The 14,305-nt window shown below is 41.9% G+C and carries 11 protein-coding genes; 1 reads left to right on the forward strand and 10 read right to left on the reverse strand.

Annotated elements, in window-relative coordinates:
* Window positions 1-11: 11 nt before the first annotated feature.
* The 7 genes from ABS301_RS02430 to ABS301_RS02460 form a co-directional block, all read right to left on the reverse strand.
* Entirely contained in the window at window positions 12-1,964 is a 1,953-nt protein-coding gene (locus ABS301_RS02430; RefSeq protein WP_349670674.1) for a right-handed parallel beta-helix repeat-containing protein, read from the reverse strand.
* 23 nt (window positions 1,965-1,987) lie between these two features.
* Complete coding sequence (locus ABS301_RS02435) at window positions 1,988-3,727, reverse strand: type 2 periplasmic-binding domain-containing protein (protein WP_349670675.1); 1,740 nt, start codon at window positions 3,725-3,727, stop codon at window positions 1,988-1,990.
* Between the two features lie 31 nt (window positions 3,728-3,758).
* Window positions 3,759-4,703: a carbohydrate ABC transporter permease gene (locus ABS301_RS02440; RefSeq protein ID WP_502877925.1), complete on the reverse strand. Its 945-nt coding sequence runs from the start codon at window positions 4,701-4,703 to the stop codon at window positions 3,759-3,761.
* Window positions 4,703-5,623 (reverse strand): ABC transporter permease subunit, encoded by a 921-nt coding sequence (locus ABS301_RS02445; RefSeq protein ID WP_349670676.1) that lies wholly within the window; start codon window positions 5,621-5,623, stop codon window positions 4,703-4,705. The genes ABS301_RS02440 and ABS301_RS02445 overlap by 1 nt, the downstream gene beginning before the upstream one ends.
* 296 nt (window positions 5,624-5,919) lie before the next feature.
* Entirely contained in the window at window positions 5,920-6,966 is a 1,047-nt protein-coding gene (locus tag ABS301_RS02450) for a LacI family DNA-binding transcriptional regulator (protein ID WP_349670677.1), read from the reverse strand.
* Window positions 6,967-6,985: 19 nt separating this feature from the next.
* Window positions 6,986-7,477 carry a YehS family protein gene (locus ABS301_RS02455; RefSeq protein WP_349670678.1) on the reverse strand — a complete coding sequence of 164 codons (492 nt, stop codon included), beginning with the start codon at window positions 7,475-7,477 and terminating at the stop codon, window positions 6,986-6,988.
* A 52-nt stretch (window positions 7,478-7,529) separates the two neighbouring features.
* Complete coding sequence (locus ABS301_RS02460) at window positions 7,530-8,981, reverse strand: DEAD/DEAH box helicase (protein ID WP_349670679.1); 1,452 nt, start codon at window positions 8,979-8,981, stop codon at window positions 7,530-7,532.
* 224 nt (window positions 8,982-9,205) lie between these two features.
* Here ABS301_RS02460 and ABS301_RS02465 point away from each other — a divergent pair, with 224 nt between their 5' ends.
* Window positions 9,206-10,141, forward strand: coding sequence for a hypothetical protein (locus ABS301_RS02465; protein ID WP_349670680.1), 936 nt, complete (start codon window positions 9,206-9,208; stop codon window positions 10,139-10,141).
* Window positions 10,142-10,208: 67 nt separating this feature from the next.
* Here the strand turns inward: ABS301_RS02465 and ABS301_RS02470 are convergent, their stop codons facing one another.
* The 3 genes from ABS301_RS02470 to ABS301_RS02480 form a co-directional block, all read right to left on the reverse strand.
* Window positions 10,209-11,945: an RICIN domain-containing protein gene (locus ABS301_RS02470; protein ID WP_349670681.1), complete on the reverse strand. Its 1,737-nt coding sequence runs from the start codon at window positions 11,943-11,945 to the stop codon at window positions 10,209-10,211.
* Between the two features lie 88 nt (window positions 11,946-12,033).
* Entirely contained in the window at window positions 12,034-13,134 is a 1,101-nt protein-coding gene (locus tag ABS301_RS02475) for a GGDEF domain-containing protein (RefSeq protein WP_349670682.1), read from the reverse strand.
* Between the two features lie 212 nt (window positions 13,135-13,346).
* Window positions 13,347-14,273 carry a catechol 2,3-dioxygenase gene (locus ABS301_RS02480; RefSeq protein ID WP_349670683.1) on the reverse strand — a complete coding sequence of 309 codons (927 nt, stop codon included), beginning with the start codon at window positions 14,271-14,273 and terminating at the stop codon, window positions 13,347-13,349.
* Window positions 14,274-14,305 lie beyond the last annotated feature (32 nt).

A 14,305-nucleotide genomic window follows, 5' to 3' on the forward strand; every position in this document is an offset into this window, starting at 1 on the left:
CCTTCCTGGTTTTACAGTTTTCTTGGATCAATGTGATAGATCTTTTCGGGTACTAAATCCCCAAACGGACCAGGATTGCATTGATCACCCTCCAGCAGCATTCCGAAGAAATCACTGGAAACCTGTGGATCTTTTTTCACCGTTTTAATATCCTCTATTTTCATCACATATTGATGCCGTTGTCTACCCCTCATGGTATCCCATGGATACTTATCTGCAGAATGGAACTGAAGTGTATACTGCTCCGTATCCACATCGATCTGAAAGACTCCCTCCTGCCCCTCTTTATCAAACCCATAAAATTCCTGCCATGCAGGAAGGTCAAGACAGCAGGGAGGAGCCGGATATAGAATTCTTAAATACCCCCCGTTCATGGAAACATAGAGATTTCCCTCCGCCTCATTCTTTTCCGTGGGCATTTTAATGGCTGCTTCCCCGCATTCATAAAAGATATTATTTATGAAATGAGCGTCTCTCGAAGTTCCTCCCCTGAGATTGTTATGCATGCGGAATGGAACCGCCTTGGCAAAATATCCGGCACTCCGGCATTTTGCAATTAAATTATTGGCGATGTATAAATGATCCGTTCCCTCGGCGTAAATTGCGTATCCATTCACAATTTCGTCTTCTTCCATCTTATACCATCCCGAAGAGCCAGTCTCTTCCTGGACTTTCCCCGCTTCAAACCTGCCTTCTACGTTCCAGAATATATTATTATCAATGAAATTAACGCCATCTCTGGTGCATTCAATAAAAACAGCTTCCCGCTGTTCAATTCCGTCTAGGAATAAATTTTGTGTAATCCGGTTGTTTTCATTGTTACAGTCCAGCCACAGATGATCTGCCCGAAATGTCCTTGTGAAAATGTTCCTTCTGATCAGGCCGTTCCTGCAATTATGTATTTTCATGCCTCCGGCTTCCCAGGACAGCTCCATCTTCTGCCAGCCTGTTCCTTCGATGACATTGTCTTCGATCAGAAGATTCTGGGCAAATAATCCGGCAATGCCGCAGACTCCTGCATCTTTAATCCTGCAGCGACGGATAATGGTGTTTCCGATGATCTGATCCTCTGGCACACAGTGATGCCAGCATTCATTTCCCATATCAATTCCCACACCATTGGCCCAGTCCACTTGGCAGTCTTCAATGATCCAGTGATGTCCTCTGAAACAGGAGATCGAACCTCTTTGTGGAACCGGCGCACCGCCAGCTGCATGTGCACAGGTAATTCCCTTCACCTTTATATAGGATAAAAATGGAATCTCAGGTGCAAAGCACTGCTCCCTGCATGTAATCTCTATCAGATGTTTTCCCGGATCCTGGTCACCCCTTAACCGAAAATGAACAGTCTGGCCATTGGCCTCCACCCAATATGCATTCTCCTGTGTTCCCAGCTGGCCATAAAGCTGTACCTGTAACAGAGGCTTTCCGTCACAAAATACCATTCCCCGCCTGTTTAAATACGTAGTCATATCGGTTTTATCATATTCCAGAAACAGTCTGTCATGAAGAATATTTACTGCACAGAACGGATTGTATCCCTTAAAATCCTCCGGATTCAGTTTTAACTCCCAGATGGAAATTCCTTCCGCTAACGCATCACTGGAAAAATGGTTTAGCCTCCAGCCCTGGCTCCGGGTAAAATTCCTTACCTCCACAGAAGCTTTAATCCATACCGGTTCCTTCTGCCACGCCTCATAGCAGATCATCTGATCCGGACCGGTTCCGCCCATGGCAGGGTGTACACATTCCCTGTACACACCGCCATGAATCCATACCCTGGTTCCCGGAACTGCAACAGCTGCTGCTTCATTTATCGTCAGAAAAGGTTTCTGGATACTTCCGTCCTGTTCTCCTGACTCCCCGTCCTGATTGCAGTCGACATGCAGCTCCTGCCCATATCTTTGTTCCTGCTCCCAGAACGCGAAGCTTTTGCCCTCCGGAAGTATTGACGTAATATCCATAATTTCTCCTCTTTCATGAGTCTTTATTTTTTATTGACTGCCAGTTTGGCGTCTAACTCAATCTGGTACTTTTCTTTGTCAAACTGAGACAGTTCCTGGAATCCCATTCCATCCATCTGGGTACACATCTCACTCCACAGAGAATCAAACTCTCCATCATCCTTTGCATAGATCATTCTCCAGGAATAATCACTGAACAAATCACTGCACTGTTTGCGGATTATGGATATATCAGCCGGATCACTTGGCAGGGATACGCTGACATTGGGGCTGATTAACAGAATATTATTATTCTTCATATAATCAACGGGTTCTGCTGCACCGAATTTAGCTGCCCAGTCTTTCTTCATCTGCGTCATTGTGGCTGCCTTATAGGTACTCCAGTAATCTTTGTTATAGGGTTCTCCTGTAGCCGGATTTGTACTGATGGCATCCAGTATCCACTGATTAATTGCATTATTTCCGTCGTTGAATCCGCCGCCGCCGAATTCGTCTGGTACGGTGACATTATCCATTAAGGCATTGTCATTGATATATGTATATTTTCCGTCACTGCCTACCGTATAGTTAAATCCCTTCAAACCTATGTGCTGATAGTTTAACCCTTCCGGACTTGCATACCAATTGAGGAAATCCATAATTCTCTGATACTTGGCGCCATCTACCTGGGAACCGACGGCAAAAACACGTCCGCTTCCATAATAGGTATCTGCATCTGCATAATAGATCTGATCCTTAATCGGTGTATAAATAAATGCTGTGCCATCCTTTAACCGGTCCTGGGTATTCCAGAATCCAACCTGCCAGTTATACCACATGAGATAGACTCTTCCGGTCTTCATCTTATCACAGGCCGTATTCCAGTCCTGGGTACCGGAATCAGGATCCACGATTCCTCTCCTGTTTGCGTCATTTAAGAAATGAAGCATCTTATAATAGGCACCATCTTTGCTGTTTACAGGGATAAATGTATTGTCTGGTTTTAAAATATTGGAACCTTTTATTATTTCACCATACCAGGTTGTCAGCTGTGTAACATTAGCAATTCCCAACATCCCGTCTCCGCCATCCCAGTCTTTCCACAAAGACAGGGGATAGGCCGGATCTCCGGCACTGTTGGTGGGGTGTGCCTTCATCATCTTTTCCAGGATATCTAAGAGATCATCCGTATTCTTTATATCCGGGCGCCCCAGTTCTGAGTAAAGATCCCATCTTAAAAGGGGGCTTGATTTAATTACATCCTGAGAATAGGATGTGGGGGATGTATTGGTCATCTGGCATGGAATTCCATAGATTTTACCATCTTTATTTTCCGGCAGAGCCTTATTTAATACAGTAATCTGATCGTTATATGTCATTAAATCAGGATAATTTTTGATATCTGCCGAAATATCTTTAATTAATCCTGCTTTTACACAGTCAGTAAAATCCGTGCGTTCCAGCAAAACAATATCACCTAAATTCCCCGTACTGCAGCGGGTCTGGTAAATTCCATTACCGGCCACCTGAGGCGATATCATGTTCAGTTCGATGTTAAACTTATCCTTTACCACCTTTGCAAACCACCCAGCCTGGGTTCCCTGATAATTTGCAGCAACATCATAAAAATCAAATGTCATTGGCTCGTCATAGTTCCCTGTTCCTGTTCCAGCTGCCGCTGCTGTTTTTGTTGCCTCCGTCGCTGTCGGCCCCGCACATCCTGCCACCATAACTGCCGCCATAGCTGCTGACAGCACCTGAAACGCTCTCTTTTTTACTCTCATACACTGCTCCCTTCTTTTATTTGCATTGTTATTATCCTTTTACAGCTCCGATCATAATTCCTTTTACAAAAAATTTCTGGAAAACCGGATAAATTAATATAATCGGTGCCACTACTACAATCGTAACGGTCATACGGATGGAGGTTGAAGTCTGGGAGTGAGCCAGGCTTGCCGCCATCTGTGCCGAAGAAGCATTACTATTGGCAAGTGACTTCAAAGAACTTGCCTGATTAATGTACTGGTAAAGGGTAAACTGAAGCGTATACAGGCGTTTATCCGTTACCAGAAGCAGTGTATCCTGAAATGCATTCCATTGGTTAACTGCGGTAAAGATTGCCACGGTTGCAAGGATGGGTTTTATTAATGGGGTAATGATCTGAAAGAATATTTTAAGCGTACCGGCCCCGTCAATCTCCGCCGCATCCTGCAATTCCCGGGGAATGGATTCCACAAAGGTTTTGCATAAGACAATGTAAAAGGGTGATACTGCAAGCGGCAGAATATAACCCCAGAAATTATTGGTTAAATGAAGATTCCTCATTGTAATATACCAGGGAATAATACCTGCATTAAAATACATGGTTGCTACCACAAAGCGATACCAGAATTTCCTTTTCCACATGGATTCCTTTGTAAACATATATCCCAGAAACGCAGCAATAAATACCGTGACAATTGTCCCGATCACCGTCCTGGCAACAGAAATCTTAAGAGCCGAAAACAATCCGGGAATCTTAAGAACAGAAACATAATTGTTAAAATGGATTCCAATGGGCCAGAAAAGAACCTTCCCTCTTTCGCTTAAGTTATTGGCACTGATGGTATTAATAAATATGTAGTAAAAGGGATAAACACATATAAATGTAAAAAATAAATAGACAATACAGGTAATGGTATCGATAACATAATCTTCTAAACTTTGTTTTCTTTTATGCTTTTTAACGATTTCTCTCATTTCTTCCCCTTTCTGCTTCATTAAACAAACCCTTCCCCTCTTACCATCTTGGAAATCTGGTTTGTCGCACACAGCAGCAGTACACTTACAATACTTTTGAACATACTGATGGCAGTTGACAGGGAATATCCCCCGCTTCCCATAGCAATATTGTAAACATACAAATCCAATACCTGAATGTAATCTTTATTAAAGGCATTTTGAAAAACGTAGTATTGTTCCAATCCGTTTGTCAGAAAATTAGCGAGATTGAGCATAACAAGCACAAAAAATGTGGGAATTAAACCAGGAATTGTGATATGCCAGATCACCTGCATTCTGCTGGCTCCATCTACTCTGGCGGCTTCCTTCAGCTGTTCATCGATTCCGGATATGGCTGCAATATACATAATCGCTGCCCACCCTGCGTTTTTCCAGGTAAGCCACAGCCACATTTTAAACCAGATATGATTTGCAGACTGGAGAAACAGCTGGGGCGTCTTTAATATTCCCAGATTCAACAGCAGGCTGTTTAAAACACCGGTACTGTTAAATACGCAGTATGCAATGGAATACACCAGAACCCAGCTGATGAAATTCGGCAAAGTCGTCGCAGTCTGGACAAATACTTTAAATGGTTTCCATTTAATTTCATTGAGAAAAACTGCAAAAATCATGGGGAACCAGGAAAACAAAAGGCTGAGTCCGCTGATGGCAAAGGTATTTCTTAAAACAGCCAGCAGCTGTTTTAGCTTTACATCATTGGTTAAAAGAGACGTAAACCATTTGAAGCCTACAAACTGATTCATACTAAGTGGAAACGGCGGCTTATAATCAAAAAATGCATAGACCCAGCCATATAACGGATAATACGAAAACACAGCAACTAAAATAAGAAACGGTAACACGTACATAAATTCTCTGAATGCCCTTGCTTTCTTCCTGTCATTAAACATTCTCATGAAATCATCCTTTCCTGTTCTTACAGTTTCTTAACATGTTAAGGATTTGTATCCCCCTTTGTAAAACGTTTTACCTATTGAATAAAATTATATTCCAACCCCTGGATATAGTCAACTAATATCGGTTTTATTTTGTGTCATTTGTATGTTTTAAACAACTATTAGTTCATATATTTATACTTAATTACTATGTTTTTTCTTTTTTATTTATGTATAAAACGTTTTACATTAAATCAAAAAAGCAGATGCGGTCTGTATGACCTGGCATCTGCTTTTTATCTGTGATGATATCTATCTTATATTAATTTTTTCACTGATTTTCTGAGAACCATAGTACATGGCAGCGCTATCTGACTCATCTGCTGCTCTGTCTCTCCCTCTTCTTTGTCTAATGTCTGGATTAATAACTCCGCCGCCTTTTTCCCAATCTCTTTCAGGGGAAGGGCTGCCGTGGTCAATGAAGGGCGGAAATATTCGGCTATCACCTGATCATCAAATCCCACCACGGATACATCCTCCGGTGCTTCCAGTCCATTCTCTTCCAGATAATCATAGACTCCGCCTGCGATCACATCCGAAAAGCAGAATATGGCTGTAACGTTCTTCCTGATCAGTGTGTCAGTCCCTTCATAACCACTCTCCCGGTCCCAGTTTCCATAGCATACAAGATCTGGATTGTAAAAGATTTTTCTGTCATATAAGGCTCTCTGGTATCCAAGAAGCCGTTTATCCATATGGATGTTATCTTTTCTTCCACCGATCACTCCGATCTTTTCGTGCCCCATTTTCAGAAGATAATCTGTCATATCATATCCACCCTTCTCATCATCAATTACGACGGATGGGAAGCGGGGGGTATGGGGATACCCGTAGGTCATGACTGCCGGAATACTAAAATCGTCATCAAAACATCGCATATTTCTAGCGTGCCCCGGTACATAAATAATCCCATCCACTTTAATTGACAAAAGCTCCTGAATTGCCGGATTTAAGACAGAATAATATTCCTCTTCATCCTGATACCATTGTTCATTCCATCTGGCATACAAACGTAGATTTACCATAATTGTTCTGTAATTTTTCGACTCACAATAAGACATGATGCTTTCAATAATAATCGGAGCAGAAAAAAGCGAGATATCTTCAGCAATAATCCCAATTAATTTGGTCTTTTTCTTTCGCAGACCCTGAGCAATATAGTTGGGTTGATAACCGGTTTCCTTTATCACCTGTAATACTCTCTGCCTTGTATCCTCACTTACTTTTGGTATCCCATTTAAAATGTTGGATACCGTGGATACGGATACGTCACATCTTTTTGCTATTTCCTTTAATGTCACCATGGCATTTTACCTTCTATTATTACTTCCTGGAGCGTTCTGCAAGACCCTTTAAGAAAACTCTGACATAACGGTCCCCGCAAACCTTATAATTGCGTTGGCCTTCTCTCCTTAACAGTGCACTTAATTCTCCGTTTGACAGTTCTGCTCCTCCGGCTTTAAAAATTGCAAGCATATCATCACCGGTAAAAGCCAGTGCTATTTTGACCTTCTTCAGAAAAATGTTGTTTACATTTCTATAATCATTGATCATAAAATTCTTATTATCCCCGGATTCCCCTGGTTTTTCATCCTTTGCTCCCCGTTTAAAGATAATGAAGCCATTTAAAAATGATTCCAGCATACGATAATTACATATCTGATTATTGCCATCATTGCCCTCATTGGCTTTCAGCATATCCTGTATATTGGTTTTTGTAAGAACTACTCCGCCCAGTTTAAAAATTTCCATCATATCACTGTCCTTGATATCCAGTGCATATCTTAATCTCTTCAATATATCAATATTTTCCATAGGAGCCCCTTTTGTGTTTCATTTTATATTTTAGCTTTACTATAACACGCCGTTAATATTTATCCAATGCTTTTGTTACCTTTAATTGTTTCCCGTTGATCGGAGTGTGGCTCATGGTTTCCAGCACCATGGGACCTTTCCCATTTAATATCTCCACATAGGTAAGGGTATCCTGAATTGTTATGATTCCGATATCTTCCGCCGACATGTTTTCTAAATTGGACAGTACTCCTACGAAGTTGGTTGCCCTTAATTTCTTCTTCTTACCACCATTAAACCTGAGTTTCATAATTCCTTTGTTTAACTGATCGCTTTTTAACTGTTTTATCTCAGGAGCTGCTTTTATTTTTTTATCAAAATTAAGCCTTGCCTGGGATACCTCTGCTTTTTCATATCCTGCCCTCTCCCGAATGGGAAATCCGATGAATTCTTCAATCTGCCTTACGAATCGCGCCTGTGAGGAAGTTACCAGCGAAACCGCATTTCCGTTCCGCCCGGCCCGGCCTGTCCTCCCTGTCCGGTGGACATAGGTTTCCGCTTCCAAAGGAATATCATAGTTAATTACCAGGGATATGTCATCCACATCAATCCCCCTGGCTGCAACATCCGTAGCCACCAGATACCGGTACTGCCCTCTTTTAAACCGCCTTATTGCAGAGATCCGGTCTGTCTGTTCCATACCGCCGTGAAGCTTCCGGGGGTGGTAATCCATCTGTTTTAGCCGCTCCCATACAAGATCTACCCGGTCTTTTGTGCTGCAAAAGATGATACAGCTGTCGGGATTTTCCATAATTGTAATATCCGTAAGCAGTTCAAATTTTTCTTCCTCAGACGTTAGAAAAAGAGAGTGATCAATATCTGCCGCTGCGTTATTGTCCTCATCAATATCAATCTGAACCGGCGTCTTGTGCTCACTTAGTGATATCTCTTTTATCTTCTGAGGCATTGTGGCAGAAAACAGCATGGTGACTCTGTCTTCTGGCAGTTCTTTTATAATTTCTTCCACCTGATCGATAAATCCCATATCTAACATCCGGTCAGCCTCATCGATCACCAGACAGCTGATTCGGCTTAATGGCAGAGTCCCTTTTCTGATGTGATCCATCACCCGGCCCGGCGTTCCCACTGCCACGTGGGTCTTTTGCTTTAATTCTGTTTTTTCAATGGCAAATGGATGACCGCCATAGATTGCTGCTGCCTTTATCCGTTTGAATCTGCCAATGTTGGTGAAATCCTCCTTCACCTGAACCGCCAGCTCCCTGGTAGGTGTGAGAATCAGTGCCTGGGGTTTATTTTCCAGCCAGTCAATCATCTCGCAGATGGGAATTGCATAGGCAGCGGTTTTCCCGCTGCCTGTCTTTGCTTTCACAATAAGGTCTTTTTTTTCTAACGCCTGTGGAATCACACGTTCCTGAACTTCCGTGGGTATTTTATAATCCAAAACGCAAAGTGCCTTTTGAATATCGTCGCTCAAAGAAAAACTGCTGAAATTGTTATGAATCATGATTGTTCCTCTCATTCCGTTAATACGGTGCAGTCACATAGGTTCAGGACTGCATGTAACATTCTATCATCTTAAAGGGAAACTAACAACTGCAACTTGATTCCATAGCTGTTTTTCTAGTTTTCGTTCTACTTAAAAGAGAAAGCCTTAATAAAAAATCTGTATTTACAGTCTTTTATATGGTACAATTCCTATAGAGTAAAAATGAAAGCAGGAATTTAAATTTGAATTCAAAGAAAAAGATGTTTATTATTGTACCTTTATTAGTTTTATGTCTTATTTGCGCCAGTTACGTCATAACAACAAAATTTATAACTTTCAATCATAATTCTGTACCTGCAGAAGAATCTGCCAGCACAACAACTGAACTGGAAGAGGTTCCTTCTGCTCCAGAATCTGCTGCGTCAGATTCTGCCGTGCCGGAATCCACTACCGGAGTACCTGTGGAATCTACCGAAAAAGCGACTGGCGATGCGTCAAAGATTCAGGATATCATTAGTGACCAGACTACAAGCATATTTGACGGGGCGGTTGGCGAACAGAATATTGGGATGGCCATCTATAGAAACGGCAGCGAATTAACAGCTGCTCTTTTTACAGCGAATGAAGAAGATCCTGAAACCAAATTACTTGGTACACTAAATAGGAATACTTCCTCTTTTCTGTTGACCAGCGAAAACGGCGGTATCACCTTTGAAGGGTCTTTAAGCCCAGATACGTCAAAAGGCGACCGATTGACAGGCTTGTTTAAAAAAGCTAAGGATCAATCAGAAACTGAATTCCACTTAACTCTGTCTCATTCAGTTGGCAGTCCCTTAGAGGGACGTTATCCCCTGGTTGATGCAGATGCATCTGACGTTGAAAATTTCGCAAAACAAATAAAGTTGAACATAATGGAAGATAAAAGACAGGAGCTTGCAGATCTCATCAATTATCCAATCAACGTAACCATAAATAATAAGAAAACAAGCATCAATTCTTCTGAGGAATTGATTCAACACTATAACGAAATTATTACATCCGATTTTAAAAATAAGTTATCAAACAGCTATACGAAATATCTTTTTAGCAATAGTATGGGAGTAATGCTTGGGAATGGAGAAATATGGTTTGATAAGTTTAATGATCAGGGATTTAGAATTTATGCCATCAATAATTAAATAGGAACGCCATAAGAAATAAGCACCCTGCCATCATCCGGAACAGGGTGCTTATTAAATTTGTCTCTTATGGAGCTGTAATCTGCCACTGCTGATTATACCCGTTGTTGTTGCTCCACTGAATTACATTTCCGCCATCATCTGCAGAGCCTTTCTCCACATCCAGAAGCTTTCCGCTGTTACCATTTACAAGATTGTAATAGCCATTTCCCAGATCGATTAAATTCCATCTCTGGTTATTCTGTCCGTTGTCCGTCCACTGGATCACGTCTGCCCCGTCTGCAGTGGAACTCTTATAAACATCCAGAACCTTACCGCTCTTTGCATTGCTCAGCTTATATCCATTTCCGGTATTGGTTATAATCCATTTCTGATTACTCTGACCGCTATAGCCCCACTGAATCACATCTGCTCCGTCTGCGGTTGATCCGTTGGTCACATCCAGGGCTTTCCCGCTGCCCCTGTTGATCAGTTTATAAGTCCCACCAGAAACAATTCCCGTATTGGTTCCGGTACCAGGAGTAATATAGATCCGATAACCGGAGCTATTGTTACAGCCCGATACAGTAACGGAAATCTGCCCGTTTACCACAGGATAATTGGTTGTAGACAGAACCTCCGGCCCTCTGGATACAGTATCTTTGCTCACCCAGTCGATCTTCTCTACTTTTACAGTTGCAGAGGAGCCAATAAAGGAAGGAATATTTTTAAAGGTTGTATTAACAGTTCCGTCACCGGGACCTCCAAAAATAAAGCTTACGTATTTTGCATTGGAATCAACGCAGGCTGCTCCATCCACCAGATCGCTGTCATCGTTTGGGGGTGTAACATAAACCATGTTTCCGGTCATATCTCCGTACCATTTATAAAAATACCAGCCTGCACCTTTTTCCGTATTAGTTGCAAGGAGACTGCCAAGTCTTCCGGGAGTGGGTACAAACCACCAGGTAATACAGGCACTTTCAATCTTGTAACGCTCAAATTTTGCGATAAAACGGGCTGAAGAACCTGGCTGACCTTCCAGATTATGGTCCGGATCGCAGTATTCATTGATGCTGATTGGCAGCGGCGCGATACCAAGGGAAGACTCTAATGCCCGGTATGTTCTGATATTGGGTGCAATTGTCTTCGGTCCGCCAGACAGTTCATGCCAGCTCATGATATCCGGAATGCAATTATTTGCTTTGCAATAGGTCAGGAACTCTTTCATGCGGGAATTGTTGTAATAGCTCTCACAGGGACCTATAATTTTGGAGCCTGGATCATTGGCGCGGATTACATCATAGGTCTGCTTCCACATGTCATTAAAGCTGCCGTTAGACGTATTCCAGGTTCCTCCCGGCTCATTCCAGATTTCATAACCATAATAATTATTGCGGCCGGATGCTTTCTTATCCTTAATAAATGATTTTACCTGATTGAGCCAGCTGGTCATTCCCGGCCACCGGTAAGGCCAGCCTGGAAGCATATCTGCCAGATCAATGGATACTCTGGCGCTGGGCACAGATGAAAGCTTCTGGGAAACCAGAATTGCATCTCCGAAGGGATGCTGGTTCCCGTTTCCGCCCCTGGCGGGATTTCGTAAAACATAGGGGTTTAATGGTGCTACAAGACCATTTACATCTGCCGGAATACTCTCTGTCATCCCATACAGAGAGCCATTGGCACAATGAGTTACTTCTCTGAGTACATTGGCACAGTCTACTGTCATTGAATTTGCTGCCAGTGCCGGTATTTCCGGCATCATGGATAATACCAGCATAACACTGAGTACAAAGGCCAGCACTCTTTTCATTTTCAACATAAATACTCCTCCTTCATTTTCTGCTTGAATGCATTCGCTCTATAGAAAGTGAAATATGTTGAAAATGTAAACTGAAATTATTTTGATTTTACATACCATCTCCATAAATAACTGTTTTGTTCTTACCGGTAGACTTGGCCTGATACATTGCCTGGTCAGCGATATGAAATAAATCCCTGGGTTTGCATTCGCTCTGAGAAGTCTCTGCAATACCACAGCTGAATGTAATGCTTCCATTTTCAAAAAACTCAAACTGATGATTTTCAAATATACGCTGTATATCTTCCACTAAGAGTTTGGCCTCTTTCGATGATTTGTTTGGAAAAATAATAGAAAATTCCTCTCCGCCATAGCGGCATACCTGTCCCATGGCCGAGCAGTGAGCCCGAAGAAGCTGGGACAAATAAATCAGAACTATATTTCCATTGTCATGACCCCACGTGTCATTGACCCGTTTGAAATTATCAATATCGATCACTGCCACTGCCAGCGGAAATTGTTCTTTTTCGATTGCCATAGATAACAGATTGAAAAAAGTACTCATGTTATATAAATTTGTCAACGGATCATATTTTAACTGTTCCTCAAGCTGGGACTGCTTGATAAAGCTTTCTTTTATCAGCATGTTTTTTTCATATTCCAGCCGGAATAGATATCTTGCTATAAAATAAGAGCTGATAAGCAGATCCAGGGTGATAAATAGATCAACATAGAGCAGTTTATCATCTGCTCTGCCGTCAATGGAGCCAAAATAAGTGCTGATGCATATGAGGAAAAAAGATATGACCGTAATATTTCTTGTCATTTTTTTATCCGAAAACATGATGGTTATGTAAACAGGGAAACAAAGACTGCAGGAAAGAACTGCGTAAACATTATGTGCACTGGACATAACAAAACAAATTCCAGTAAGCGTCAAAACTGAAATATAGTTTTTAGACTGTTCCGAAATATGATCGGATTCTATTTTTAATTTACCAAACATACATATGGCAAAGTTCAGGGAAGAGGGCAATACGATATACAGCAGCAGGTATGGTACAGAATCCAGTTTTATCATCCCTGGATACTTTACCATAAGTAGATACGACATCACGATTTCTATTACCAAATTTACAGAAGTAATAAAAAACGCTATCTGAATAAATGACTTTCTCCATTTTTCATACAATGTGCCAAATTTGTCCATAAGTATTCCCCTCAGGTTGTCTGCTTTTCTCATTTACTGGGTTTACTGTAAGTAAGTATATTTTCTTATTATTGTATGTTAGCAAAGGAAATGTTTCAACAAAAATTTCTAAAATAATACAAATAGTTTAAATTCTTTTTTCAGCCCTCAAAACCAAAGAAAAACCAGGAGAGCCATTAATAAACCGGACTCTCCTGGTTTCAAAGCCATTATTATGTAATAATCTGTAAGAAGCTGGGTATCATCTCTCCCTCATAATAGAATAATCCCCTTCCCAGTTGTTCGGAATCCCAAACTCTCTGGGGGTTATCCGGATAAGCCGTATATCCGCCTGCGTAAACTTCAATCCGGTTGCCTGATGGTTCCCAGAAATATATAGTCTGACCGCGGGTAATCGCGTGACGGGTCGGTCCGATATCCTGTTTTAAATGATGGATTGCCATAATATCTGCCGCATGACCAACATCATTCCAGTCCTGAAGCAGGAAACCTACATGGTGCATCTTTCCCGGTTTATCGTATTCCACGAAAGCCAGATCATGAGGTTTGTTTGAGCTGGTTACCCAGGCTGCAAGCCGTTTTCCGTCAGGCGTATTGCAAACCTCCGGCACGAACATTCCAAACACTTCCTTGCAGAAACGCTCTGCTTCTGCAATATTGGGACCGTAAAGGAGGAAATGATCCAGTCTCTGAGCCCGCATTCCCCTGGGTTCTTCCGTCCAGATATTAGGGTTGCGTGTCTCTGGAATCTGGGGCGCCAGTTCCACATCTGCATAGATTTCCAGACGGTGTCCGGTGCTGATGGTAAAACCGATCCGCTTTCCAAATCCCGGCTGATTGGTATTCGCAGGAACCACATCTGTTTTATAGCCAAAAGCTTCCACTGCCTCTGCCATTTTTTCCAGAGTTTCCTCAGAATCCACCTTAAATGCGGCATAATCAAAGCCGGGTTCCTCTGCCAGTCTCAGTGTAACAGAGTGGTGATCAAATTCGTCGTATGCCTTCAGACATACACGTCCGTCTTCCGTACGGCATACTTCATTAAGCCCGAGAATATTTTTGTAGAAATTCAGCGTCTGGTCTAAATCCAATACCCGAAGTTGTATTAAACCTGGTCTTAAAGTTTTATTCAGTGCCATATTCATACCTTCCTTTCATACATTGTTTGTTG

This window comes from Lacrimispora sp. (assembly GCF_031982545.1).
Lineage (GTDB): Bacteria > Bacillota > Clostridia > Lachnospirales > Lachnospiraceae > Lacrimispora.

Coding starts and splice junctions, on each gene's coding strand:
- ABS301_RS02435 (WP_349670675.1), bottom strand. CDS start 3,727: ATGAGAGTAAAAAAGAGAGCGTTTCAGGTGCTGTCAGCAGCTATGGCG.
- ABS301_RS02450 (WP_349670677.1), bottom strand. CDS start 6,966: ATGGTGACATTAAAGGAAATAGCAAAAAGATGTGACGTATCCGTATCC.
- ABS301_RS02430 (WP_349670674.1), bottom strand. CDS start 1,964: ATGGATATTACGTCAATACTTCCGGAGGGCAAAAGCTTCGCGTTCTGG.
- ABS301_RS02445 (WP_349670676.1), bottom strand. CDS start 5,623: ATGAGAATGTTTAATGACAGGAAGAAAGCAAGGGCATTCAGAGAATTT.
- ABS301_RS02470 (WP_349670681.1), bottom strand. CDS start 11,945: ATGTTGAAAATGAAAAGAGTGCTGGCCTTTGTACTCAGTGTTATGCTG.
- ABS301_RS02475 (WP_349670682.1), bottom strand. CDS start 13,134: ATGGACAAATTTGGCACATTGTATGAAAAATGGAGAAAGTCATTTATT.
- ABS301_RS02480 (WP_349670683.1), bottom strand. CDS start 14,273: ATGGCACTGAATAAAACTTTAAGACCAGGTTTAATACAACTTCGGGTA.
- ABS301_RS02460 (WP_349670679.1), bottom strand. CDS start 8,981: ATGATTCATAACAATTTCAGCAGTTTTTCTTTGAGCGACGATATTCAA.
- ABS301_RS02440 (WP_502877925.1), bottom strand. CDS start 4,703: ATGAAGCAGAAAGGGGAAGAAATGAGAGAAATCGTTAAAAAGCATAAA.
- ABS301_RS02455 (WP_349670678.1), bottom strand. CDS start 7,477: ATGGAAAATATTGATATATTGAAGAGATTAAGATATGCACTGGATATC.